20 protein-coding genes and 1 riboswitch are annotated in these 24,801 nt (G+C 73.4%); of the genes, 9 read left to right on the forward strand and 11 right to left on the reverse strand.

Annotated elements, in window-relative coordinates:
• Positions 1 to 39: 39 nt before the first annotated feature.
• Complete coding sequence (locus tag ACIBTU_RS18505; RefSeq protein WP_399127299.1) at positions 40 to 1,944, forward strand: DUF2264 domain-containing protein; 1,905 nt, start codon at positions 40 to 42, stop codon at positions 1,942 to 1,944.
• Positions 1,945 to 1,951: 7 nt separating this feature from the next.
• Here the strand turns inward: ACIBTU_RS18505 and ACIBTU_RS18510 are convergent, their stop codons facing one another.
• The 5 genes from ACIBTU_RS18510 to ACIBTU_RS18530 form a co-directional block, all read right to left on the reverse strand.
• On the reverse strand, positions 1,952 to 2,548 hold the full coding sequence (locus ACIBTU_RS18510) for a GTP-binding protein (protein ID WP_399127300.1): 597 nt from the start codon (positions 2,546 to 2,548) through the stop codon (positions 1,952 to 1,954).
• Positions 2,526 to 2,897 (reverse strand): DUF742 domain-containing protein, encoded by a 372-nt coding sequence (locus ACIBTU_RS18515; protein WP_399127301.1) that lies wholly within the window; start codon positions 2,895 to 2,897, stop codon positions 2,526 to 2,528. The genes ACIBTU_RS18510 and ACIBTU_RS18515 overlap by 23 nt, the downstream gene beginning before the upstream one ends.
• 2 nt (positions 2,898 to 2,899) lie before the next feature.
• On the reverse strand, positions 2,900 to 3,334 hold the full coding sequence (locus tag ACIBTU_RS18520) for a roadblock/LC7 domain-containing protein (protein WP_161300185.1): 435 nt from the start codon (positions 3,332 to 3,334) through the stop codon (positions 2,900 to 2,902).
• A gap of 113 nt (positions 3,335 to 3,447) precedes the next feature.
• Complete coding sequence (locus tag ACIBTU_RS18525; protein WP_399127302.1) at positions 3,448 to 5,523, reverse strand: ATP-binding protein; 2,076 nt, start codon at positions 5,521 to 5,523, stop codon at positions 3,448 to 3,450.
• Between the two features lie 342 nt (positions 5,524 to 5,865).
• Positions 5,866 to 8,427: an alpha/beta fold hydrolase gene (locus ACIBTU_RS18530; protein ID WP_399127303.1), complete on the reverse strand. Its 2,562-nt coding sequence runs from the start codon at positions 8,425 to 8,427 to the stop codon at positions 5,866 to 5,868.
• A 98-nt stretch (positions 8,428 to 8,525) separates the two neighbouring features.
• Here ACIBTU_RS18530 and ACIBTU_RS18535 point away from each other — a divergent pair, with 98 nt between their 5' ends.
• Positions 8,526 to 9,548: an AraC family transcriptional regulator gene (locus ACIBTU_RS18535; protein WP_399127304.1), complete on the forward strand. Its 1,023-nt coding sequence runs from the start codon at positions 8,526 to 8,528 to the stop codon at positions 9,546 to 9,548.
• A gap of 380 nt (positions 9,549 to 9,928) precedes the next feature.
• On the opposite strand, the gene ACIBTU_RS18540 is transcribed toward ACIBTU_RS18535, so the two are convergent.
• Positions 9,929 to 11,110, reverse strand: a complete 1,182-nt coding sequence (locus ACIBTU_RS18540) for an MBL fold metallo-hydrolase (RefSeq protein ID WP_399127305.1) — start codon at positions 11,108 to 11,110, stop codon at positions 9,929 to 9,931.
• A 237-nt stretch (positions 11,111 to 11,347) separates the two neighbouring features.
• On the opposite strand from ACIBTU_RS18540, the gene ACIBTU_RS18545 reads away from it, so the two are divergent.
• Genes ACIBTU_RS18545 through ACIBTU_RS18560 form a run of 4 tightly spaced genes read left to right on the forward strand, consistent with a single transcriptional unit; the run spans position 11,348 to position 17,401 of the window.
• A complete protein-coding gene (locus ACIBTU_RS18545; RefSeq protein WP_399127306.1) occupies positions 11,348 to 12,505 on the forward strand; it encodes an acyl-CoA dehydrogenase family protein in 1,158 nt (385 codons plus the stop codon).
• Positions 12,502 to 14,118, forward strand: a complete 1,617-nt coding sequence (locus ACIBTU_RS18550) for a 5-guanidino-2-oxopentanoate decarboxylase (RefSeq protein ID WP_399127307.1) — start codon at positions 12,502 to 12,504, stop codon at positions 14,116 to 14,118. The genes ACIBTU_RS18545 and ACIBTU_RS18550 overlap by 4 nt, the downstream gene beginning before the upstream one ends.
• Positions 14,115 to 15,302, forward strand: a complete 1,188-nt coding sequence (locus tag ACIBTU_RS18555) for a Glu/Leu/Phe/Val dehydrogenase dimerization domain-containing protein (RefSeq protein WP_399127308.1) — start codon at positions 14,115 to 14,117, stop codon at positions 15,300 to 15,302. The genes ACIBTU_RS18550 and ACIBTU_RS18555 overlap by 4 nt, the downstream gene beginning before the upstream one ends.
• Positions 15,299 to 17,401, forward strand: coding sequence for an acetate--CoA ligase family protein (locus ACIBTU_RS18560; protein ID WP_399127309.1), 2,103 nt, complete (start codon positions 15,299 to 15,301; stop codon positions 17,399 to 17,401). Before ACIBTU_RS18555 ends, ACIBTU_RS18560 begins: the two co-directional genes overlap by 4 nt.
• Positions 17,402 to 17,913: 512 nt before the next feature.
• Here ACIBTU_RS18560 and ACIBTU_RS18565 read toward each other — a convergent pair.
• Positions 17,914 to 19,509, reverse strand: a complete 1,596-nt coding sequence (locus ACIBTU_RS18565) for an APC family permease (RefSeq protein WP_399127310.1) — start codon at positions 19,507 to 19,509, stop codon at positions 17,914 to 17,916.
• Positions 19,510 to 19,798: 289 nt separating this feature from the next.
• On the opposite strand from ACIBTU_RS18565, the gene ACIBTU_RS18570 reads away from it, so the two are divergent.
• Together ACIBTU_RS18570 and ACIBTU_RS18575 are read left to right on the forward strand one after the other, a co-directional pair.
• Positions 19,799 to 20,422, forward strand: a complete 624-nt coding sequence (locus ACIBTU_RS18570) for a TetR/AcrR family transcriptional regulator (RefSeq protein WP_399127311.1) — start codon at positions 19,799 to 19,801, stop codon at positions 20,420 to 20,422.
• Between the two features lie 78 nt (positions 20,423 to 20,500).
• Positions 20,501 to 20,797: a hypothetical protein gene (locus ACIBTU_RS18575; RefSeq protein WP_399127312.1), complete on the forward strand. Its 297-nt coding sequence runs from the start codon at positions 20,501 to 20,503 to the stop codon at positions 20,795 to 20,797.
• Positions 20,798 to 20,829: 32 nt separating this feature from the next.
• On the opposite strand, the gene ACIBTU_RS18580 is transcribed toward ACIBTU_RS18575, so the two are convergent.
• A complete protein-coding gene (locus tag ACIBTU_RS18580; RefSeq protein ID WP_399127313.1) occupies positions 20,830 to 21,648 on the reverse strand; it encodes an SGNH/GDSL hydrolase family protein in 819 nt (272 codons plus the stop codon).
• A gap of 124 nt (positions 21,649 to 21,772) precedes the next feature.
• Positions 21,773 to 22,510 carry a LysM peptidoglycan-binding domain-containing M23 family metallopeptidase gene (locus tag ACIBTU_RS18585; RefSeq protein WP_399127314.1) on the reverse strand — a complete coding sequence of 246 codons (738 nt, stop codon included), beginning with the start codon at positions 22,508 to 22,510 and terminating at the stop codon, positions 21,773 to 21,775.
• A gap of 5 nt (positions 22,511 to 22,515) precedes the next feature.
• Positions 22,516 to 22,696: riboswitch (cyclic di-AMP (ydaO/yuaA leader) on the reverse strand.
• A 379-nt stretch (positions 22,697 to 23,075) separates the two neighbouring features.
• Here ACIBTU_RS18585 and ACIBTU_RS18590 point away from each other — a divergent pair.
• Entirely contained in the window at positions 23,076 to 23,873 is a 798-nt protein-coding gene (locus tag ACIBTU_RS18590; RefSeq protein ID WP_399127315.1) for a tyrosine-protein phosphatase, read from the forward strand.
• Positions 23,874 to 23,888: 15 nt separating this feature from the next.
• On the opposite strand, the gene ACIBTU_RS18595 is transcribed toward ACIBTU_RS18590, so the two are convergent.
• On the reverse strand, positions 23,889 to 24,053 hold the full coding sequence (locus tag ACIBTU_RS18595) for a DUF6126 family protein (RefSeq protein ID WP_399127316.1): 165 nt from the start codon (positions 24,051 to 24,053) through the stop codon (positions 23,889 to 23,891).
• 10 nt (positions 24,054 to 24,063) lie between these two features.
• A complete protein-coding gene (locus ACIBTU_RS18600) occupies positions 24,064 to 24,690 on the reverse strand; it encodes a helix-turn-helix domain-containing protein (protein WP_399127317.1) in 627 nt (208 codons plus the stop codon).
• Between the last annotated feature and the right edge of the window lie 111 nt (positions 24,691 to 24,801).

A 24,801-nucleotide genomic window follows, 5' to 3' on the forward strand; every position in this document is an offset into this window, starting at 1 on the left:
CGCACCGTCCGCGTCCGCCTAAGGAGCCAGCGAACCGCCATGCCCGCCCCGTACTTCTCCCTGCCGCCCACCGACCGTGTCCGCTCCCCGCTGACCGGCTGGACCCGGGCCCACTGGGAGGCCCTGGCCGACCGTCAACTGGACGCCCTGCTCCCGTACGCGACTCCGGGCTTCGCCCAGTACCGGCTGCCGGGGCGGGCCAGCTGGTCAGGCGTCGTCTCGGACGGGCTCGAAGGGTTCGCTCGGACATTTCTGCTGGCCTCCTTCCGGATCGCGGGCGCGGGCGGCCAGGACGAGCCGGGCTCGTCCGTCGTCTCCCACCTGATCGAAAGGTACACGGAGGGTCTGACAACGGGCACGGAGCGTGACGGCGGCGAGGCCTGGCCCGAACTCACCGACTGCTCCCAGCAGATGGTGGAGGCCGCGTCGATCGCGATCGGGCTCCACGAGACCCGCCCCTGGATCTGGGACCGGCTCGATCCCCGGGTCCAGGAGCGGGTCGTCGACTGGTTCTCCGGCTTCGTCGGCGGACGCACCTGGGACAACAACTGGCGCCTGTTCCAGGTCGTCTCCGAGCAGTTCCTCGCCTCCGTCGGCGCCCCGTACAGCCAGAGCGACATCGACGGCGGGCTCGACCGGATCGAGGACTGGTACGTCGGCGACGGCTGGTACACCGACGGCGACGGCCGCAACTTCGACTACTACATCGGCTGGGCCCTGCACCTGTACCCCCTCCTGTGGGCGCGGATGGCCGGCCCCGAGGCCGACGGCGGGCGCGCCAAGGTCTACAAAGAGCGCCTGTCCGCGTTCCTCGGCACGTACACGCAGTTCTTCGGCGCCGACGGCGCGCCCGTACATCAAGGACGCTCGCTCACCTACCGCTTCGCGGCGACCGCACCCGTCTGGATGGGGGCGCTCACCGACTGCTCACCGCTGGCCCCCGGCCTGACCCGGCGCCTCGCGTCGGGGACCGCCCGGCACTTCGTCGAGCGCGGCGTCCCCGACGAGCGCGGTCTGCTGCCGCTCGGCTGGTACGACACCTTCCTGCCCTCCACTCAGCCGTACTCCGGACCCGCCTCCCCGTACTGGGCCAGCAAGGGCTTCCTGGGGCTGCTGCTGCCGGCCGACCATCCGGTGTGGACGGAGCGCGAAGTCCCGCTGCCCGTGGAGGAATCCACTCAGTACACGGCACTGCCCGCGCCGGGCTGGCTGCTGCACGGCACCCCGCACGACGGCATCGTCCGGCTGATCAACCACGGCAGCGATCACAACCCGCCCACCGGGCCCGCCACCGACGACCCCCACTACGCCAAGCTCGCCTACTCCACCGCCACCGCCCCCGAATCCGCCCCGCACGCCTGGGCACGCACCGTCGACAACCATCTGGCGCTGCTCGCGCCCGACGGCACTCCGTCGCGCCGGCGCCGCATCCACCCGCTCGTCTGCGAGGGCCGGCGCGCCTCGTCCCGTCACGAGGCTCAACTCCCCGGGCACGAGGAAGAGTTCCCGGTCGAGTCGACCAGTGTGCTGCACGGCCCGTGGGAGCTGCGGGTGCACCGGGTGCAGGCGCCCGCCGGGATCGCGGTGCGCGAGGGCGGTCACGCCGTCGCCGGCACCGACCGCCCGCACGAGGAACGGGGCCCCGGCTGGGCGCTCACGCGCACCGCGGACGGCCTGACGAGCGCCGTCGTCGCCCTCTACGGGTGGGACGAGGAGGCGGGTGTCGCCCACGAGGTCGAGGCCAACGCCTTCGGACCCCGCTCGGCGACCCCGTACCTGCGCGCGCAGGACCGTCCGGGCGGGGCGAGCGTCCATGTGAGCCTCGTGGCGCTGACCCGTGACGTCGTACACCCCCAGGCGCTGCGCGCCTCGATCACCACCACGGTCGACGAGGACGGCCAGGTGCGCGTCACCTTCCCCGACGGGGAGGCCGTGACCGTGTAGGCGCGGCTCACATGTGGGCTCCGTACCCGGTGGGCGCGGGCGCGTGCGCCAGGAGATGGCGCACCAGCACGAGCAGGGTCTGGATGCCCGAACTGGAGATGCGCGCGTCGCAGCGCACGACCGGCACCCCGGGGTCGAGGTCGATCGCGGCGCGCACCTCTTCGGGTTCGTAGCGGTACGCGCCGTCGAACTCGTTGACGGCGACGATGAATCCCATGCCGCGCTCCTCGAAGAAGTCGACCGCGGCGAAGCACTCCTCCAGGCGGCGGGTGTCGGCGAGGATGACGGCCCCGAGTGCGCCTTCGGAGAGCTCGTCCCACATGAACCAGAAGCGCTCCTGCCCCGGGGTGCCGAACAGGTACAGCACGTGCTCCGGGTCCAGGGTGATGCGCCCGAAGTCCATCGCGACCGTGGTCTCGACCTTGTTCTCGATGCCGTCCAGGTTGTCGGTGGCGGCGCTGACGGTGGTGAGCAGCTCTTCGGTACTGAGCGGTGCGATCTCGCTCACCGCGCCGACGAAGGTGGTCTTGCCGACGCCGAACCCGCCCGCGACCAGGATCTTGAGCGCGGTGGGGAACAGGTCAGAGCTGTCGTCGTAGTCCATCGAGCACTGCCTCCAGTAGGGACCGGTCAGTGGGGTTTTCGTGGAACATGGGGGGCTTGGTGGTGATCGCCCCGCAGTCGACGAGGTCGGAGAGCAGGACCTTGGTGACGGCTGCGGGAAGTCGGAGGTGGCCGGCGACCTCGGCCACCGAGGTGGGCTCCAGGCACAGGTCGAGCGCCTCGCTGTGCTCGGGACCCAGATAGCCCACCGGGGTCGTGCCGGTGGCCATGACGAGGGAGAGCAGGTCCATCGCCGTGGTCGGCCGGGTGCGTCCGTTGCTCACCGTGTACGGGCGCACGAGCCGGCCAGCCGCACCGTCGAGCCACGGCCCGTCCTGCGCGGCCGCCACCCTCAATTCCTCATCGCCGTGGGTTCGGCCGAGGGCTGCCGGGGCGCGGTCACCAGGTAGGGGCGCACGCTCTTGACGAGCATGGCCATCTCGTAGCCGAGGACGGCCGCGTCGGCCTCGCGTCCGGCGAGGACGGCGAGACAGGTGCCAGATCCCGCGGTCGACACGAACAGCAGGGTGGAGTCGAGCTCCACCACGACCTGCCGCACGTCGCCCCCGTCGCCGAACCTGATCCCGGCGCTGCGGCCGAGGGAGTACAGGCCGGAGGCGAGGGCCGCCATGTGGTCGGCGCTGTCGGCGTCGAGTCCGTGGACGGACTTGACGAGGCCGTCGGAGGAGAGGAGCACCGCGCTCGTGGTGTGGGGAACGCGCTGGACGAGGCCGCTCATCAGCCAGTCGAGATCGGACACATGACCCGTCGGCACATCGCTCGCCATGGGGGATCGACTCCTTGGTGGACTGCTCGGTGTGGTGCTGGTCGGGGGAAGGGCGTGGGCGGGGCGGTGCCCGCCGGGTATCGCCCGGGCAGGCGGGTCGGTACGCGCGTGTCTCACTCGCCGTGACCGCCCTCGGGGCCGGGGGACGGCGGGCGCGGCTCGCGCGACAGGTCGCGCGGTTCGGCGCCCTCGGCGAGGGTGATGCCGCGCTGGAAGGCCGCCATCAGGCCGGGGTCGTGGCCGACGGGCTCGTCGTCCTGGCGCGGGGCGGGGGCGCCGCGCAGCTGCGGGGCCAGGTGCTCCTGGGCTCTGCGGCGGGGCAGTTGGGGACGGCCCATGGTGCCGCGCACCTCGCCGCCGAGCGGGACGGGCGGGACCCGCGGGCCGCCCGTGTGCTCGCCGGTGGCCTGCCGGTCCTCGGGGCGGATGCCGGGCAGGGCGTCGGCCGGGGTGGCGCGACGGTCGCCCGAGGTGCGCTGCGGGAGGGGCACGTGCCCCGGGCCCTGGGACGGTGACGCGGTGCGGGGCTGACGGGGGACGGCGGCGATGGCACCGTGGGGGGCCACGGGGGTGGCCGGAGTCCCGGGTGCGGGCGGGGTGTTCGGGTCGTGCGGGGGATGCGCGGTGACGGGGGTGTGCGGCGTCCCGGGGTGGTGCGGGCCGCCGCCCGTGATGGCCGGTGTACCGGAGTGGTCCGGCGTGCCAGGGGCCGCGGCCGGCGTACCGGGGTGGTCCGGGGTGCTCGTGGGGCGCGGTGCGGCGGGAAGGTTCGCCGTGCCGGGACGGGCCGAAGCGACCGGTGCGGCCGGTGAGTTCGGTGGGGTCGGTGCGGCCGGGGCGGGGAGTGCTCCGGGGCCGAGGCCGGGGTGGGCGACGGCGCTCTGCCCGTGCGCGGCCGCGGCCTGCGGGCCGAGGACACTGTCGGCGGTGGCGGCGGCCGCGGCCCGCCGCACGTGCGGGCTGCGCTGCCGTCCGTCGTCGCCGTCGGTGCCGAGCAGCGCCTGGGGCAGGACGAGGACGGCCTGCACTCCCCCGTAGATGTTGGTCTGGAGCCGTACGGTGATGCCGTGCCGCCGGGCGAGCTGCGACACCACGAAGAGGCCGATGCGGCCGTCCTGGAGCATGGTCGCCACGTTGACCTGGTCGGGGTCGGCGAGCAGGCCGTTCATCTTGTGCTGCTCGGCGGCCGGCATGCCGAGGCCCCGGTCCTCGACCTCGACGGCGAGGCCGGAGGCGACCATGTTGGCGCGGAGCAGGACCTGGGTGTGCGGGGCGGAGAACACCGTGGCGTTCTCGACGAGTTCGGCGAGCAGGTGGATACAGTCGGCCACGGCGTGGCCGCGCAGGGTGCCGTCGACCGGCGGGACGAGTTTGACCCGGGAGTACTGCTCGACCTCGGCGATGGCGGAGCGCATGACCTCGGTCATGGAGACGGGGTGGCTCCACTGGCGGCGGGAGACGGCGCCGCCGAGCACCGCGAGGTTCTCGGCGTGGCGGCGGATCCGGGTGGCGAGGTGGTCCACCTGGAAGAGGCCGCCCAGCAATTCCGGGTCCTCGACGTCGTTCTCCAGCTCGTCGAGGATGGTGATCTCGCGGTGCACGAGGGACTGCAGGCGCCGGGCGAGGTTCACGAAGACCTCGACCTTCTGCCGGCTGCCGGCCTGGCTGGACAGCTGGGTGGCCTGCACGACCGTGGCGACGGCGGTGTCGTGGGCGCGCGCGAGGTCGGCGGCGAGGTGGTCGAAGTCGTCGGCGTCGGACGCGGCGGCGGCCGGGGCGCGGCGGGCCGGCGGGGTCTCGCCCTTGCGCAACTGCTCGACGAGGCCGCGCAGTTCCGCCTGGTCGCGGGCGGTGGTGCGGCGCAGGGCGACGAGGCGGTCGCGGACGGCGGCGGCCGCGCGGCGCGCGGCGACGGCCGCGATGACGATGCCGGCGACGGTGACCACCAAGGCGCCGGTGAGCACGGCCCACAGGGCGGGGCCGGGCCGGGTGCCGGTGGAGCGGATCGCGAAGAGCACGGTGGCCGTGCAGGCGAGGGCGACCGCGAGGGGCGGCAGGACGGCGATGCGGACCAGTTGGGGCCGTATGTGGGTCTCGGCCGGGTGCGACGTGGCCCGGCCGGTCGGCCTGCCGTGCCGACCGCCTTCGCGACGGTCCGCGCGGGCGGCCGGCTGGCGCAGCTGAGACATACGGCGTCCTCGTCCTCGGTGCTCGTGGGGTGGGTGGGGCGGCGCGGCCACGACGAGCGGGGCGACCGGGCGTCGCGCAGCGGACACTCACGGTAGTTGTGAACGCATCATGTGCGGTGGGCAGTTGCCGAACTCCGGCGGTGGACGTCCCGCTCTGGTATGAGGCGTCGCACGGCAGTCCGAATACGACCTCGGACAGGCGTTCGCCCAGGCCCCGGGGCCCGTCGATTGTCAGTGGGCGCGCCTACGGTCGGGAGACGGGCAACGCGAAGCGCCCCGCCGTGCGGTGCACGGAGCGGGGCGCGGGCGGCGCGGGCGGGTTGGGGTCGCGGTGGGGTCGGTTCAGTCGGGGGTGGGGACTTGATGGTGCAGGCGCAGCCAGGTGTCGAGGTGCTCGTACGCGCTCCGGCGCACGCCGGGCAGGGAGAGGAAGACGTCGTGCCGGGCGTCGGTGACGGGGACGTCCGCGGCGTCGCCGCCGAGGCCGGCCGCCGTCCAGCGGGCGATCTGCCGGACGTCGAGGACGGTGTCCGCCCGGTCGCTGCGCTCGCTGTAGCGCAGCGAGTAGTGGGTCTTGTCGGAGCGCAGGACGAGGGACGGGACGCCGACGTCGATCCCCTGGTGCAGGGCGGCGTGCCCGCGGCGCACGGCGTTGAGCCAGCCGATGGTGACGGGGAACCCGTCCAGCGGCTTGAGGTCGACGTCGTACTCCCACTCGCCGGTGCCGCTGGTGTGCAAGGTGCGGCCGTAGACCCCGCCCGGGAGGTTCAGCGCCTGGAAGGGGCGCACGCGCGCGAGGGCGCGCAGGGCCCAGGTGAGGGGCCCGCGCATGACCGGCTTGCCCTGGAGGTCGAACCAGGGGCTGTTGAGCACCAGACCGCTCACCGTGGTCGGGCGTCCGGCGCGGCGGCGCCGGTCCAGGTAGAGCGGCGCCACCAGGCCGCCGGTGGAGTGGGCGGCGAGCACGACGGGCAGATCCGGGTGCTCTTCGGCGATCAGCTCGAGCGCCTGGTCCAGTTCGGCGTCGTACAGGGCGAGGTCGGACACGTAGTGGGCGGTCTGGCCCGGGCGCCGGGCGCGGCCGCACTTGCGCAGGTCCACTCCGTAGAAGGCGAGTCCGCGTTCGGCGAAGAAGTCGGCGAGTTCGGTCTGGAAGAAGTAGTCGGAGAAGCCGTGCACGTACAGGACGGCGCCGGTGGTCCGCTCCTCGGGGCGGACGGTGCGGCGGACGAGGACGGCGCGGGCGTCGCCCTCGCCGTCGGGGTCGGGGCCCAGCTCGATGACGCGCTGCGCGTAGCCCTCGCCGAGCAGGTCGGGCCGCCAGTCGGCGGCGCCTTCCTCGGCCGGCTCCGGTGCCGTCACGGGCTTGAGGCTGCGGCCGAGGTCGGTGCGCAGGGTGGTGAGGGCGTCGAGCACGTAGTTCTGCCGCATCCGCCAGGGGCCGCTGTCGCCCTGGTGCGGGAAGGATCCGGCGGCGCGCTGGATGTAGCCGGAGGCCAGGTCGAGGAGCGGGCGCGGGGTGAGCGCACGGTCGGGGCGGGGTGCGACGGCGGTGTGGCCCTCGCGGTCCATCCAGGTCAGCACCTTGCAGACGAGGCGGTGGGTGAGGTCGGCGCGCAGGGTCCAGGAGGCGTTCGTGTAGCCGACGCAGACGGCGAAGTTGGGGATGCCGCTGATCATGGCGCCCTGCCAGATGAAGCGCTCGGAGAGGTCGGCCTCCTTCCCGTCGACGCGCGGCCGGATGCCGCCGAAGGGCAGCAGCCTGAGTCCCGTGGCGGTGACCACGATGTCGGCGGGGAGCACCTCGCCGGAGCGCAGCCGGACGCCCTCCGGCACGAAGCGGTCGATGTGGTCGGTGACCACGCGCGCGGTGCCGGCGCGTACGGCCTTGAAGAGGTCGCCGTCCGGGACGGCGCACAGCCGCTGGTCCCAGGGGTCGTAGGCGGGCGTGAAGTGCTCGGCGACGAGTGCCGCGTCGCCGACGCCCTTGGTGGCGAGCCGGCCGAGGATCTTGCGGGCGGACTCGGGGCGGCGCCGGCAGTACTGGTAGAAGGCCGTGGTGAAGGCGATGTTCTTGGCCCGCACGGCACGGTGGGCGAGGCCTTCGGGCAGCACGGAGCGGGCGCGGTCGGCGAGCTTGTCGCGCTGCGGCACGGAGCCGATCCAGGTGGGGCTGCGCTGGAGCATGGTGACGTGGGCGGCGGCCTTGCCGCCGTGCCCGTCCCGTCGCCCGGTGGTGTCCTCGAGCAGGGAGGGCACGAGGGTGACGGCGGTGGCGCCGGAGCCCACGACGACGACCCGCTTGCCGCCGTGGTCGAGGTCCTCGGGCCAGAACTGGGGGTGCACGATCTGCCCCTGGAAGTCTTCGGCGCCCTCGAACACGGGCGCGTGCGGGTGCTCGTAGTCGTAGTAGCCGCCGCAGGAGTAGAGGAAGTCGCAGCTCAGGGTCGTGCGGGTGCCGTCGCGGGGGTCCTCGACGGTGAGTGTCCAGCGGCTGGTCGCGGTGCTGAAGTCGGCGCCGACGACCTTGCTGGAGTAGCGGATGCGCCGGTCGATGCCGAACGCTTCGGCGGTCTCCCGGATGTACTGAAGGATCGAGGCGCCGTCCGCGAGCGACTTCCCGTCGCGCCAGGGCCGGAAGGGGTAGCCGAGGGTGTACATGTCGGAGTCGGAGCGGACTCCGGGGTAGCGGAACAGGTCCCAGGTGCCGCCGAGGTCCTCACGCGCCTCGAGCACGGTGTACGTGGCGCCGGGGCGGGCCGTCTGGATCCGGTGGGCCGCGCCCACGCCGGACAGACCCGCGCCCACGATCACGACGTTCACGTGCTCGGTCGGGGTGGCGGCGGAGGTGCCCTGCGGCGCGGCATCCGCGCCCTGGGCCGGGGAGAGCGGTGTGAGGGACATGGCACTCAGTGTCCGATGCGGGCGCCTCCTTTTCTTGCCCGAGGGCGACATAGATTTATCCGAGGGCGACACGGCCCGCCGGGGAAAGGGGGCTCGGGGTGTACATCAGGTCGGCCGCGCTGCGCGGTTTCCGGTCGACGGTGGGTGAGCTGGGTGGTGACGGGGCCCGGTTCGCGCGGGCTGCCGGGCTCGAGGAGTCGGCCCTGGACAGCGACGACGAGCTGATCCCGGAGCAGGCGGTGGCGACCGCGCTGGAGGTCGCCGCGCACGAGCTGCGCTGCCCGGATCTGGGGCTGCGGATGGCGACGCGGCAGGACCTCTCGATGCTGGGTTCACTCGCGGTGGCCTTGCAGCACTCGCCGACCCTGGGCGACGCGCTGGAGTGCACGTCCCGCTATCTGTTCGTGCACAGCCGGTCCCTGACGCTGACGCTCGGGGAGGACCCGGCCGGCGAGCCCGGCACGGGCGCGCTGCTGTACGGGCCCGCGACGTCGGCGGGGCCGGTGCAGGGCACGGACTGCGGGCTCGGCTTCGTGCACCGCACGATCGGCTTCCTGTGCGGCGGGCCGTACGGGCTGCGCGGCGTGGAGCTGCCGTACCGCCCGGCCGCGCCGCTCTCCGCGCACGAGGCGTTCTTCGGGGCGCCGGTGCACATCGGGCGGGTCCAGGCGTACGCCGCGCTGCGCCTGCCGCGCACGCTGCTGACCCGCCCGATCGGCCGGGTCAACGAGAACCTGCGCCGGCTCGCGCTCGCCTACCTCGACGAGCAGGCGCAGGGCGTGACGGACACGGTGACGGCACGGGTGCGGGCGGCGATCCAGGAGTCCCTGGCCACGGGCTCGGCCTCGACCCGTACGGTGGCCTCGCTCCTCGCCCTGCACCCGCGCACGCTCCAACGGCACCTGGAGGCGGAGGGCACCACGTTCGGCGCGCTGCTGGACGACGTCCGCCGCCACACGGCCCGCCGCCTGCTCCTGACCACGGACCTCCCGATCGGCCAGATAGCCGCCCTCCTCGGCTTCGCCGAACAGTCGGCCCTGTCCCGGGCGTCGCGGCGCTGGTGGGACGCGTCGCCCCGGCGGGTGCGGGCGGAAGGAGCGAGTACGGGAACGGGACCGTGACGCCGACGAGCAGCTCGGCAATACATTCCGGCCCCGGCACCCCAGGACACCGCCGGGCGGACCTGTGACAGAGGCGGGCTCCCCGGCCCCTCCGCAAGCTCCCACGCACCGGACATCAGCCACCCGCTCAGGACGGCCACTCCGCCCTACGGGCACCCGGAACCCGTACACAGACCCCGGCACCAGACCATTGTCCCCGGGCCACAAGCCACAAGCCGCAAGCCACAAGCCACAAGCCACAAGCCACAACGGGTAACGCACCACCGGCCGCCGGAGACCGGACACACCGAGCCGACATCCGCCCCGGTCCCATCCCGCTCATCCCGCCCATCCCGCCCATCCCGTCGGGCCGGTGAACAGCCCGGCCCGGGGCCACCCGCTCAGTACCCGGCCACCGCCACCTCAGGGTCGTCCGTCCCCGCCTTCGGAGCCGCCAGCGGGACCGGCCAGCCGCCTCGCGGGATCGACGCGACCGGGCGCCACCACTGCTCCGTGGGCAGGGTCTCCGCCGCGGGCTCGAAGGGCTCGCCGGGGCGCGGGAGCGCGATGCGGGCCGCGGCGCGGCGGGCCGCGGTGACCGTGCCCTCGCCGGGCTCGGTCCAGGCGTGCGGGGCCAGGTTGAACGTCGCCCAGTGGATCGGCAGCATCGGCCCGGACACCGGCCCGCCCTGGAGGTCGAGGTGGGCCCGTAGGCCCTCCTCGGGGGTCATATGGATGTCCGGCCACCACTCGGAATACGCACCGATCTGGATCATCGTCACGTCGAAGGGGCCGTGCTCGGCGCCGATGTCCTGGAAGCCGCGGAAGTACCCGGTGTCGCCGCTGTGGTAGACGCGGTGGTCGGGGCCCGCGGCGACCCAGGAGGCCCACAGGGTGTGCTGCGCGTTGCGCAGGCCGCGGCCGCAGAAGTGGCGGGCGGGCGTCGCGGTGAGGGTCACGCCCGCGACCTCGGTCGACTCGTGCCAGTCCAGCTCGCGCAGCCGGTCCGCGGGTACGCCCCAGTGCTCCAGGTGCGCGCCGACGCCGAGCGGCACGGCGAACACGGTGTCGGTGTCGGCCAGCGCCTTGATGGTGGGCATGTCCAGGTGGTCGTAGTGGTCGTGCGAGATCACCACCACGTCGACCGGGCCGAGCGCGGCGAGCGGCAGCGGCACGGGGTGCAGCCGCTTGGGCCCGGCGAAGGGGAACGGGGAGCAGCGCTCGCCCCAGACGGGGTCGAAGAGCACCCGCACCCCGTCGATCTCGGCGAGCACGCTCGAGTGCCCCATCCAGGTGATCCGCAGCCCGGTGGCGGGCGCCTTGGACAGGTCGGCGAGGGTCGTGGCGTGCACCGGGACGGTGCCGGAGGGGGCGCGGCGCAGGCGCTCCTCCTTGCGGAAGTAGACCTTCGCGAACTCGACCATGGAGCCTTCGGGGCGGGTGCGGGCGCCCTCAGGGTTACGGAACGAGCCGTCCGAGAAGTTCGGCGACCTGCGGATGCGGTCCAGGCGCGCCCCGGCGGGCTCGGCGCCGAAGGATGCAGGCTGCAGCGAGCGCAGTCCGGAACTCAGCGAACGTGACACGGCGCCTCCCGACGATCGATCAGGCTCCCATTATGTGCGGCCCCACCGACAGCGCGCCGGGGCCCTGGTGCCCGCAGCCCCCGGACCCGCTCCGACCCCACCCGAACCTTCCCTGCGACCCCGCCCGCACGAACTGATCCATCATTCAGTATCCGGTCCATTGACAGCGCTCTCCGAGGCTCCAGATACTGACTCACGATTCAGTAGAGCCGCTTGGCAGTCCCCCTTGGAGGCATCGTGTCGGAGCTCCCCACCGAACTGGTCCCACTCAGCCCCGAACAACTCGCCGTGGTCGATCTCGCCCGGACCTTCGCGACCGAGGAGATCCGTCCCCGCGCGCGTGCCGTGGACGAGGCGGACGTGGAGACGCCCTGGGACCTGTGGCACAAGGCCGCCAAGGTCGGCATCACCGGGTTCATGCTTCCCGAGGAGTACGGGGGCGGCGGCTTCACCGACGTCTTCACGCAGTGCCTCGTCCAGGAGGAGCTGTGCGTCGGCGACCTGGGCATCGGCAATCTGCTCTGCTCCAACGGCTTCTTCGCCGACCCGGTCCTGGAGCTGGGCACCGAGGAGCAGAAGCAGGCCTGGCTGACGCCGCTGGCCGGCCCCGACACCCCCATGACCTCCCTGGCGACGACCGAGCCGGGCTCTGGCTCGGACGCCGCGTCCATCACGACGGCGGCCGCCCGCACCGAGGGCGGCTACGTGCTGAACGGCCAGAAGGCGTGGATCTCGAACGCCGGCGAGGCCGACTTCTACGTGGTGTTCGCGAAGACCGATCCTGCGCTCCGCTCGCGCGGGGTGAGCGCCTTCCTGCTGCGCAAGGACACCCCCGGGATCAGCTTCGGCGAACCGATGCGCAAGATGGGCCAGCGCGCGATCGTGTGCCGTGAGGTCTTCCTGACGGACGTCTTCGTCCCGGAGGAGCAGCGGCTCGGCGCGGAGGGCGAGGGGTTCGTCGGCCTGATGCGCACGTTCGACATCTCGCGCACCGTGCTGGGCGCGGCGGCCACCGGAGTGGCCCGCGCCGCGTACGAGTACGCACGCGACTACGCGCGCACGCGCGTGCAGTTCGGCAAGCCGATCGTCGAGCACCAGGCGGTCGCGTTCCGCCTCGCCGACATGCGCACCCGCATCGAGCAGTCCCGCCTGATGACCTGGCGCGCGGCCCGCAGGATCGACGCCGGCCTGGACGCCACGGCGGAGGCCGCCATGGCGAAGCTCACCGCGTCGGAGACGGCCGCGTACTGCACCTGGGCGGCCGTGCAGACGCTGGGCGGCTGGGGCTACTCGCGCGAGTACCCCGTCGAGCAGTGGATGCGCGACGCCAAGCTGGAGGAGATCGAGGAAGGCACCTCGGACATCATGCGCCTGGTCATCTCGAGGTCGCTGTGACGGCCGGGCCCGAGCACCTCACAGGCGGCGAGGCGGTCGTCCGCGCCCTCGCCGCGCACGGGGTCACGCACGCCTTCGGCATCCCGGGCACCCACAACCTGGAGATCTACCGGCACCTGACCGCCCACGGGATCGCCCATGTCGCCCCGCGCCACGAGCAGGGCGCGGGCTACGCGGCGGACGCCTACGCGCGCGTGACGGGCACCCCGGGTGTCGCGATCACCACGACGGGGCCCGCGCTGCTCAACATCGCGGCGGCCGTCGGCCAGGCCTACTCGGACAGCGTGCCGCTGCTGGTCGTGTCGCCGGGGATGCCGCTGCGTCATCCGAGCCGCGCCACCGGTCTGCTGCACGAGATGCGCAGCCAGACCGAAGCGCTGCGCGGGGTCGCCGCGTTCAGCCACCGGGTGACGTCGGTGGCCGAGATCGGGGCGGCGGTGGCGCGGGCGTTCACGCTGTTCCGCACGGGCCGCCCGCGTCCCGTACACATCGAGGTGCCCCTGGACCTGCTGGGCGCGCTGGAGCCCGCGGGGCCGCGGCACCTGGCTCCCCCGGCGGCGCCGCCCGCCCCGGACGCGTCCGCGCTGGCGGCGGCCGCCTCGCTGCTGGCCTCGGCCGAGCGTCCGGCGCTGGTGCTCGGCGGCGGCGCGCGAGGCGCCGCCGATCTGTGCCTGGCCCTCGCGGAGCGGCTCGGCGCGCCGGTGGCGACGACGGCGAACGGCAAGGCGATCGTCGACGAACGGCATCCGCTGTCGCTCGGCGTCTCGCTGCACAGCCCGGCCGTCCAGAAGTGGCTGGCGTCCCGCGACGTGGTCCTGGCCGTCGGCACGGAGCTGGCCGAGGCCGACCTGTGGACCGAACTGCCGCCACTGCAAGGCGCGTTGGTCAGGGTCGACGTCGATCCGGCACAGATGTACGGCGACCATCCGGCGGACGTCCCCCTGGTGGGCGACGCGGAAGTGACCCTGAGCGGCCTGCTGGACGCGCTCGAAGGCTCCGCACGGCGCGACCCGGTCGGGGAGCGGTCGGCTGACACCCCGACCGCCCTGCGCACGGCCCGCGACGACGAGACCCGCGCGCGCGACGCGCTGTGGCGCCCCTACCTGGACGCGATCGGCACGGTCCTCGCCCCGGACGCGATCGTGACCTCCGACAGTGCCCAGTGCTGCTACTACGGGGCGCTGCCGCATCTGCGCCTCGGCCCGCGGGCCCGCTATCTCCACCCGACCGGGTTCGGCACCCTCGGCTACGCCCTGCCGGCCGCGATCGGCGCCAAGACGGCACGGCCGGAACGCCAGGTCGTGGCCCTCAGCGGCGACGGCGGCCTGCAGTTCAGCGTCCAGGAGCTGGCCACGGCGGCCCAGTCGGGGCTGCCGCTTCCCGTCGTCGTGTTCGACAACGCGGGCTACGGCGAGATCCGCGACGAGATGAACGCCCGCGGCGACACCGCGCTCGCCGTCGACCACGCGCGCGTGGACCTGCCCGCGCTCGCCCGCGCCTACGGAGGCCACGGCGCCACGGCCCGCTCCCCCGAAGAGCTGGCCCGCCTCCTGGAACACGCCCTGACCGTGCCGGGTCCCACCCTCATCACCGTCCCCGAGGAGACCGCATGACCACGCCCACGCCCCCGCTGGTCCAGCTGACCTGGACCGACCACGTCACCGGCCGCACCGGCCACCTGGTCGTGGACCGTCTCGTCCGCGGCGTCTCCAGCGGCGGCCTGCGCATGCGCGCGGGCTGCACCCTGGAGGAGGTCGCGGGCCTCGCGCGCGGCATGACGATGAAGGAGGCGCTGCACTACAACCCGCAGGCCCGCTACATCCCGCTCGGCGGCGCCAAGGGCGGCATCGACTGCGACCCGCGCGACCCCGAGGCGTACGGCGTCCTCGTGCGCTACCTGCGGGCGATGCGCCCGTACGTCGAGTCGTTCTGGACGACCGGCGAGGACCTCGGCCTGACGCAGGAACTGGTGGACCGGGCGGCGGAGGAGGCGGGGCTCGTCTCGTCGATCCAGGCCGTGTATCCGCTGCTCGACGACGAGGCGAGCGCCCGCGCGCGGCTCGCGGACGCGTTCGCCGTCGAGGTCGACGGGATCGGCCTGGACGAGCTGGTGGGCGGCTGCGGTGTCGCCGAGTCCGTGCTCGTCGCCCTCGACCGGGCCGAGGTGCCGTACGCGGGCACCCGGGTCTCGCTCCAGGGCTTCGGCACGATGGGCGGCGCCACGGCCCGCTTCCTGGCCCGCGCGGGGCTGCTGATCGTCGCCGTCGCGGACCTCAAGGGCACGATCGCCAACGAGGCGGGGCTCGACGTCGAGGCACTGCTCGCCGCACGGGACGCGTACGGCACCGTGGACCGTGCGGCGCTGCGCCCCGAGGACCGTGAACTGCCCGGCGACGCCTGGCTGTCGGCCGACGCGGACGTGCTGGTGCCGGCCGCCGTGTCGTACGCGGTCGACGCCGGGAACCAGGAGCGGGTGACCGCGCGTTGGATCGTCGAGGCCGCCAACATGCCGGTGCTCGCCGACGCCGAGGAGCTGCTCGCGCGGCGCGGCATCACCGTGCTGCCGGACGTGGTGGTCAACTCGGGGACGAACGCCTGGTGGTGGTGGACGCTGTTCGGTGACATCGGCGCGGACGCCGACGAGGCCTTCGCGTACGTCCGGCGCTCCATGCGGGCGCTCATCGACCAGATGCTGGCCCGCGCGGAGGCCGACGGCACGACGCCGCGCGCCGCCGCGCACGCCATCGTCGCCGACCGGCTGCCCGTCATCGCGGAGCGGTTCGGGTGGTACAGGTGACCGGCCCGGCGCCGGCGAACCTGGACGCGCTGTACGACCCGGCCTCGGTCGCGGTCGTCGGCGCGTCCGACAACCCGGAGAAGTGGGGCTACTGGCTGGCCTCGGGGGCGCTGAGCGGCCGTGACCGGCGCGCCGTCCATCTGGTCAACCGCAGGGGCGGCCAGTTGGACGGCGCCCGGTTCCTGCCCGATCTGGCGGCGCTGCCGTCGTCGCCGGAGCACGTGGTCGTGGCGGTGCCGCCGCCGCACGTGCGGTCGGTCGTCTCCGAGGGGCTCGCCGCCGGGGCCCGGTGCTTCACCGTCATCACGTCGGGCGGTGCGGGCGCCGCCGAGGAGCGGGCGCTCGCGGACCTGATCACCTCGAACGGCGCCCGGCTGCTCGGCCCCAACTGCATGGGGGTCGTCGACACGACCAGCCGGCTGCGGCTGAGCTGGGGCGACTTCCCTTCGGGCGGGCTCGGTCTGGTGTCGCAGAGCGGGAACCTCGCCCTGGAGATCGGCCGGCATCTCGCGCGCGCGGGGCAGGGGTTCTCCCGCTTCGTGTCGCTGGGCAACCAGCGGGACATCGATGCCGCCGACGCCCTGGAGTCCCTGATCGGGCACGCGCCCACGCGCGCGATCGCCGCGTACGTGGAGGACTTCCGGGACGGCCGGCGGCTCGCGCGCGTGCTCGCCGCCGCGCACGAGGCCGGAAAGCCGGTGCTGCTCCTGACCGTGGGGCGCAGTGCGGCCTCCGGGCGTGCGGCGGCTTCGCACACCGGAGCCCTCGTCAGCCCGTACGCGACCGTCGCCTCCGTCTGCCGGGACGCGGGCGCCCTGTTGCTGTCGTCGGCGGGTGAACTCGTCGACACGGCGGTGTATCTGATGGCCCGTGACATTCGTACGGGCGGCCGGGCTGCGGGGCGGCCGGCTGCGCCCCGCCGGGTCGCGGTCGTCGGTGACAGCGGCGGCCAAGGCGCCCTGGCCGCCGACGCGTTCGCCGCCGGAGGGCTGGAAGTGCCGGCCCTGTCCGAAGAGACGGTCGAGGCCCTGGGCGACGCGCTGCCGCCCGGAGCGGGCCGCGACAATCCGGTCGACCTGGCGGGGGCGGGCGAGGCCGATCTGGGCAACTACGCGCGCGTGGCGGATGCTCTGCTGCGCGGCGGGGACGCCGACGCGGTCGTCCTGACCGGCTACTTCGGCGACTACGCGTCGGCCAACCCGGCGCAGGCCGCCCGCGAGTGCGAGGTCGCCCACGCCCTGGCCGACGCGGCGGCCGCGGCGGGCCGGGACCTGATCGTCCACACGATGGCCCGGGACACGGCGGCGCTCGCCGTGCTGCGCGAGCGCGGCGTGCCCGTCTACGAGCGCGTCGAGCAGGCCGTGACGGCTCTGTCCGGCGCGGCCCTGCTGGCCACGCGCAGCCCCGGCGCTCCCCAGGACGCGCCCGCGACCCCGTCCTCGTACGCCCTGGACGATGGCGGCTACGAGCAGGTGCGGGAGCTGCTCGCCTCCTACGGGGTGCCGTTCCCGGTCGCCTCCTTCGTGGAGGACGCCGACGCGGCCGTGCGCGCCGCGGAGGGCACGGGGTATCCCCTGGTGCTCAAGGCGATGGGGCTCGCACACAAGACGGAGGCGGGCGGTGTGGCCCTGGGGCTCGCCGACGAGGCCGCGCTGCGCGCCGCGTTCGCGCGGATGCGGGAGGCGACGGGGGCCGCGCGGTACGTGGTCGAGGCGATGGCCGCGCCGCCGTACGCGCACGAGGTGATCGTCGGGGTGCGGCGGGACGCGGCGTTCGGCCCCGTCGTCGTGGTCGGCGCCGGCGGTGTCACCGCCGAACTGGACGCCGACACCGCCTCGGCCCTCGCCCCGCTCACCCCCGCACGCGCGCGTGAACTGCTGCTCGGGCTGCGGCGGGCGCCGCTGCTGACCGGGTGGCGCGGCGCGCCCGGCGTCCACCTGGAGGCGGCATCGGCGGCGGTGTGCGCCGTGGCGCGGGCGGCCGCCGAGCATCCCGAGCTGGCCGAGCTGGAGGTCAACCCACTGCTCGTCCACCCGGGCGGCGCACTGGCCCTGGACGCGCACGCCGTCCTGGACGTGGGGGTCACTCCGGTGCGGTGAGATGGACCGCACCGCATGAAGGTCCCGCCCGGCCATGGCCCGGCGGGGCCTTTCCCATGTGCCTCGGCCCGGCCGGCGACCCGCCGTAGACGCCGTAGACGCCGTAGACGCCGAGCGTCCTCCCCGGGTGGTCCGCCGTGCGGGCTGGTCGCGCCCGCGTGGCGGAGCGTCACATCAGCACAGCCCCGCGCCTCTTATGGAGGTGCACTCCCTGGCCCGGCCGCGTCCGGCGGCGGATGGCGCACCACAGGAGGCGAACAGGCCGAGCAGCAGACGATGCTCAGCTTTCATCGGGGGAATGCGACCCGAAGGGTCCGCATTCCAGGGGCGCGGGGAACTGCGCGGTCGGCCACGACGAGAGCCGCGGCCGGCCGCCGGACCGGCAGCATCCCCACGCGGCAAGCCGCCCGCCGACACAGCCCCCACCCGGCGAGACGCCCCGTGACGCACAAGGGATCCCGCCCGGCTCGGGCCGGGCGGGATCTCTCGTGCGGGCCGGGCTCCGTGTCACCTCACTCGCCGGGAACGACCTCCTCGCGCCCCGACACCCCACTGGCCCGCTGCGCCGCCCGCGCCTTGCGGCCGGAGGCGTAGAAGAGCAGGCCGATGCCGACGAAGAGGAGCAGCGGGAGGACCTGGCTCAGGGTGTACTCCGCGCGCTGGCCCGCGAAGGACGCGGGCAGCGAGTCGGCCGCGCTGCCGTCCGTGCCGAACCAGCCGACGCCGAAGCCGGGCCAGATCAGCACGACCACCGTGAAGGCGACGAGGCCGGTGGCCAGCGCGCTGACGATCCAGGTGCCGAGCCGGCCACCGGGCACGGCGTAGGGCCGGGGCTGGTTCGGGTACTTGCGGCGCAGGACGACGAGGCTGGGGAAGATGACGACGTACGAGATGAAGGTCGTGCAGATCGTCAGGCCCAGGCCGGCCGCGAAGTACTTCTCGCCGTTCCCGTCGGTCAGGTTCAGGGCGACGACGAACAGGATCGAGGCGAGCACGGCGGACAGGAGATTGACCCGTACCGGCGTGCCGTGCTTCTCGGAGATGTGGCCGAGCCAGGCCGGTCCCGCGCCGTCCGCGCAGGCCACGGCCTGGGCGCGGTGGGCGCCCATGGCCCAGGTGACGCCGGAGGTGAGCAGGCCGATGATGAGGCCGGCCGCGGCGACCGCGCCGAACACGGAGCCGAGTCCGGTCAGGGTGACCGTGCCGTCGGCCGCGATGGAGCCGCCGTAGACCGTGAAGACGGCCTTGCAGGCGTCGATGAAGCCGCCGAGGCTGCCGATCTCCTTGCCGGGCAGGACGAACAGGATGCCGAGGATCGGGCCGCCGTAGAGGAGCACGGCGGCGAGGCCGGAGCGCAGGATCGACAGCGGGATGTCGCGGCGCGGGTTCTTCATCTCCTCGGCGGCGGAGCTGGGCAGTTCGAAGCCGACGTAGTTGAAGATGAGGACGGGGACGAGCGCGACGAACCCGGCGTACGTGGGGACGAACTCGCCCGCGGGCAGCGTGTGCACGCCGCGCTCCAGGGCGAAGACCACCACGGAGACGAGGAAGAAGCCGAGGAGGACGATGCGGGCGACGGCACCCGCGATGGGCACCCACTTGCCGATCCGCACGGACTGCACGACGGCGAGGGCGCCGCCCCAGATGAAGATCAGGCCCGCCGCGTACTTCCAGAAGCCGGGCAGCGGGGTGAAGAACTCCTCCCAGGTGGTGAGGGCGATGATGCACAGGCTGCCGCCCACCCAGACCGGGTTGGAGATCCAGTAGAGGAGCTGGTTGACGCCGGCGACGAGTCGGCCGAAGGCCAGCCGGGTCCAGACGTAGGGGCCGCCCTGCACGGGGAACGCCGAGCCGAGTTCGGCGACGAGCAGGCCGTAGGGCAGGAAGAACGCGAGGGCGAGGATCGCCATCCAGGTGATGCCCTGCGGGCCCTGGGCGGCGACGGAGCCGATCGTGTCGAGTCCGACGAGGGTGCAGATGAGGAAGAACAGCACGTCCAGGCGGCGCAGATCCTTGCGCAGCCGGGAACGCTGCTCGCCCCAGCCCTCGGAGAGGTCGGGGGTGTCCGGGGCGGGCGGGGGCGTGGGGACGGGCGGCGCTTGGGTCACTGAGGGCTCCTGGCGACGACAGGACTGCTCGGTCGGGGACGGCGGTGCGGGCGGCCGGGGAGACCGCGGGTGCTTCTCGAGGACCGGCTATTGACTGAATGGCCAGTCAGTAGAGAGCGGGTAGGTGGACTGTGGCGCGCACCCCGAGAGGGTGTCAAGAGTCGTGCACGAAGCGGTTGGGGACGCGACCGCGCACTTGGCGCCGAACCCCGGCCCGGAGCCGGTTCCCGTCGCCACCCTGACGCGATCCCGGATGCCGCCGCGCCGCGACGGCAACTAGGGTGACCGCGTGACCAGAGTCCGGTTGAGCGTGGCCGAGCGGCGCGAAGAGCTGCTGCGGGCCGCCATCGAGCAGATCGAGGCGCGCGGGGTCGCCGCCGTGCGCATCGCCGACGTGGCATCGGCGCTCGGCGTGAGCAACGCGCTGGTGCTGTACCACTTCTCGACGAAGGAGAAGCTCGTCGCGGCAGCGTTCACCTATGCCGCCGAAGGCGACCTGGCGCATCTGCGCAAGCTGCTGGGCCGCCGCACGAGCGCGCTCAAGCGGCTGCGGGCGGCGGTGCGCTGGTACGGGCCGACCGGGCAGGCCAAGGGCTGGCGACTGTGGATCGAGGGCTGGGCGGCGGCGCTGCGCGAGGACGCGCTGCGGGAGGTCACCCGGGATCTGGACCGCCGCTGGAAGGCCGCGCTGGCCGAGGTGATCTCGGAGGGCGTCGCGGCGGGCGAGTTCACCTGCGCCGACCCGATGGGGTCGGCCCTGCGCCTGACGGCGCTGCTCGACGGTCTGGCGGTCCAGATGACGGCGTACGACGGGACGGTGTCCCGGGCCCGGACGCAGGAGTGGGCGGACGAGGCGCTGGCACGGGAACTGGGGCTTGACCGGGCGGAGTTGACCCGGGCGTCCCAGACCTGAGGGGTGTCGACCGGACACCCGGCCGGCACCGTTCACGAAGCGGCGCCCCGACGCGGGTCCAGGTGGCCGTCACGGCTCATGACAGGGGGAGCATTGAACTGGGGCTGGGCGGCCTGGGCGGTCAGCGGCACGGGCGCCGCCTTCCTGATCGCGGGCGCGGTCGGACTGGGCACCAGACCCGACGGTCCGCCCGACGCCCGCGTCAGGCACGGCATCTACCGCGTATTCCTGCCGTTCCTGATGGGCTGGGCCGTCCTCCTGATGTCGCTCCCCCGCGCCCTCGACGCACCGTGGTTCGTCTCGGACCTCTGCCGGCTGGTCGCCTGGGCACCCACCCTGGCGCTCCTCGTCGCGGCGCGACGCCGGGCGCGCTGACCCGGCCGGCAGAGTTCCGGGACTTCAGGGGCTCAGGACGCCGACTCCAGGTGTGCCTTGATGGCGTGCGGGTCGAGGATGCCCTTGGCCTCGACGCGGTCGCCGGAGGACTCGCCGCGCAGGCGGCGGCCGATCCAGGGCACGAGGAACTCGCGGGCCCAGTGGATGTCGTCGCGCCGCACCTCCAAGGTGCCGCGCGGCGGCAGCGGGGGCCAGGCCTGCTCGGGGTCGGCGGGCACGTCCACGCCGAGCACCTGTCCGGCGCGCAGGGCGACCCGGGTGTGCCCCTCGGGCGAGAGGTGGAGCCGGTCGTCGTCCCAGGCCCGGCGGTCCTGGACGGAGCGCAGGGACCACAGGTCGAGCACCGGGCAGCCGTACCGGTCGGCGATGGCGCGCACGTGCATGTTGTACGTGGCGATCTTGCCGCGCAGATGCTTGAGGACGGTGACGTCGCGGGTGTCGAAGCCCGTGGCGACGAGGACCGTCCCGGCGGCCTCCGAGAGCCGGGCCACGGCCTTCTCGAAGCGCTCGGCCACGTCGTCCGGGTCGGTGCCGGGGCGGATGATGTCGTTGCCGCCGGCGACCAGGCTCACCAGGTCGGGGGCGAGCTCCAGGGCCTTCGGCAGTTGGTGCTCGACGATCTGGTCGATGAGCTTGCCGCGCACGGCCAGGTTCGCGTACCGGAACGTGTCCTCGGGGACCCGGTCGTCGAGGAGGACGGCGAGCCGGTCGGCCCAGCCCACGAAGCTGCCGTCGGGTCCGGGGTCCCCGACGCCTTCGGTGAAGCTGTCCCCCACCGCCGCATAGGACCGAATCGTGCCGCCGCTGAGTGATCTCGATTCGTTTGCCACGACCACACATCCTTCACCCTGACCTGTGACCTACGCGACCGTAGCCAGGGGTTGACGAGTGGTGAGATACAGCACTCGGCGCCCGGGGAATATCCGGGCGCCGAGTGTGGATCATGCGCGTGGGTCAGATGGAGACGCCGTGCGCGCGCAGGTACGCGACCGGGTCGACGTCCGAGCCGTAGTCCGGCGTGGTGCGGATCTCGAAGTGCAGGTGCGGGCCGGTCACGTTGCCGGTCGCGCCGGAGAGGCCGATCTGCGTGCCGGCGGAGACGGCCTGGCCGGCCGAGACACCGAGCTGGGACAGGTGGGCGTACTGCGAGTAGTGGCCGTCGGCGTGCTGGATGACGACCTGGTTGCCGTACGCGCCGCCGTCACCGGCGGAGACGACGGTGCCCGCGGCGACGGCCTTGATCGGGGTGCCGGTGGGCACGACGAAGTCGGTGCCGGTGTGGTAGCCGCTGGACCACATGCTGCCGTTCTGGTGGTACGGCGTGCCCTCGGGGGCGTCGACCGGCTTCACGTAGGCGGCGGTGGAGGTGCTCGCCTGCGTGGCCGTGGTCCTGGCCTTGGCGGCGGAGCCGAGGGTGAGCTTCTCGCCCGGCTTGATCAGGCCGGCGTCGGAGCCGATCACGGACTTGTTGTCCGCGTAGAGCTTCTTCCAGCCGCCCTCGACGTTCTCCGCCTTGGCGATCTTGGAGAGCGTGTCGCCGGCCTTGACCGTGTAGGTCTGGGCGGTGGCGGCCTGCGCACCGCCGGCGCCGATCAGCGGCAGCGCGAGCGCGGCACCGCCGACGGTGACGACGGCGGCGGCGCGGCCGAGGCGGTGGGACTTCGGACGGCGGTGCTTACCCTGTGCGGGCATGACGAGATTCCTCTCCGTCGCCTGCGAGGTGAGCTGTCGGGTTCGGACGGGAGATGTCCGGCCGCGCCCTCGCCATTCCTGACAGGGACACGACTTCACCCCGAGCCGCTGTGGGGAATTCCCGGGCGGCGTTCTTGCCTGTGGGTCCCCCGCTCCTGCCGTCACGGGTCGTAGTGAGGAATCCGGGCGGCGGCAGGACTAGGCGTTCCGACCGGAATGAGCGTGACCGTAGGGCAGCAAGAAACGAAGCGACAAGTTCCGAATTCCCTCTGACCTGCCTTTTCTTGATCGTTCATGCCTTTCCTGCGTCACCCTGCGTCTATCCCGCCCGCTTTACCGGCGCCTTACCGTAAGGAATTCCCGGGAAATCGGTCCGGAAGATCCACCACGGACCGTCACGGATATGACGCTGCTCACGCGCCGGGCGACAACGTCCGTAAATCTGCGGACAGTTAATGATGAATAGGCCAAAACGGACACATGGTTGCCCTCTGAATCCATGTCGTATCGTCGGGAGCGCGCCCGCCGGCGAGCAGCGCCGGTGACCCGACCGGGAGGAGCACCCGTGACGCAGCACGCCCCGTCCACCGAGCCCGAGCTGACCGGAGTGCGCAACTTCCGCGACGTGGGCGGCCTCCCCACCGTGGACGGCCGGCGCGTGCGCCCCGGCGTGCTCTTCCGCTCCGGGCACCTCGCCCACGCCACGGCCGAGGACGCGGCGTTCCTCTCCGGGCTCGGCCTGCACACGATCTTCGACTTCCGCAACGCGGCGGACCAGAAGCTGGAGGGCGCGGACGTCGCGCTGCCCGGTGTGCGCAATGTGAACCTGCCGCTGTCGGACCCGGCGGACGGCTCCGAGTTCTGGAAGATGGTCCGCGAGGGCGACATGGCCCAGCTGCGTTCGGTGCTCTCCGGGGGCCGCGCCGCGGACCGCATGATCAATTCGTACCGGTCGATCATCACCGACCGCACCGCCGAGCACAGCCGCGTACTGCGCTCCATCGCCGAGGACAGCGTGCCCGCGCTGATGCACTGCGCGGCGGGCAAGGACCGGGCCGGTCTGTCGATCGCCGTGACGCTGCTCGCGGTCGGCGTCGAGCGCGAGGCCATCGAGGCGGACTACCTGGAGTCGAACGCGAAGCACCGCCGCTACAAGGTGCACCGCAGCTCCACGTCCCCGGACGCCTACTCCGCCGAGGTCATGGAGCTGCTCAGCCCGCTGTTCGACGCGCGCGCCGAGTACCTGCGCGCGGCCTTCGAGACCATCGAGCAGACCTGGGGCGGCACGGAGCGCTACTTCGCGGAGGGGCTCGGGCTCACCGCGGCCGACCGCGACCGGCTGCGGGAGCGGCTGCTCGTCTGACCTCCGCGTGGACGGCTACCGGTTCGCGCCCAGGGTGAACAGCAGGTAGATGAACCCGGCGAAGGCGTGTCCCGCGAAGACGTAGAGGAGGACCCGCACCAGGATGCCGCGCGGCATCTTGTCCTCGATGTCGCGGGCCACGGGCTTCGGGGTGCCGGTGGGCTCGGTCGCGTCACTCATGTCGGACCTCTCAGACCTCTCGGATGGGCGCCGGCGCCGGGCCGAGGCACAGGGCGGCGGTCGGACTCTGCAGCAGGGTGTGGACGAAGAGCAGCTCGGCCCCGGACCGGTCCGCCGCGGCGATCCGGTGCGGGGTGAGCGAGTCGAAGTGGGCGCTGTCGCCCGGCTCCAGTCGGTACGAGGTGTCGCCCAGGCGCAGCTTGAGCCGCCCCTCCAGGACGTACAGCCACTCCTCCCCCGGGTGCACCCGCACGATGTCGCCCTGGCTCCCGTACGGGACGTGGACGCGCAGCGACTGCATGGCGCGGCCGGGGGAACCGGCCTGGAAGTAGGTCCAGCCGCCGGCCTCGGTGGGCTCCATGGCGGCAGAGCGTACGACGGCGTCGCGGTCGGCCGGGGTCTCACCGAGCAGCTCGGAGACCGTGGTGCCGTAGATCCGGGCGAGCCCGAGCAGCATCGGCAGCGAGGGCTGGCGCTGCCCGGTCTCCAGGCGGGAGAGATGGGCCGGGGACAGGCCGGCGGAGCGGGCGGCGGCCTCCAGGGTGAGGGAGGCGCGGCGGCGCAGGGCACGCAACTGGGGTGCGACGGCGGGCAGCTCCGGCGGTTCCGGAGTACCCTCCGGGGAGGCAGGGCTCATGCTGACGATTCAGCCAGAAGCCTGCCTCCCCGGCAAATTGCTTGCCTCAGAGGCAAAAAATCCCGGGGATTCCGGTCACCGGTCTTTCGGTCACCCGCTTCCGGTCACCGG

Origin of the sequence: Streptomyces sp. NPDC050145 (assembly GCF_044460245.1) — a bacterium.
GTDB lineage: Bacteria > Actinomycetota > Actinomycetes > Streptomycetales > Streptomycetaceae > Streptomyces.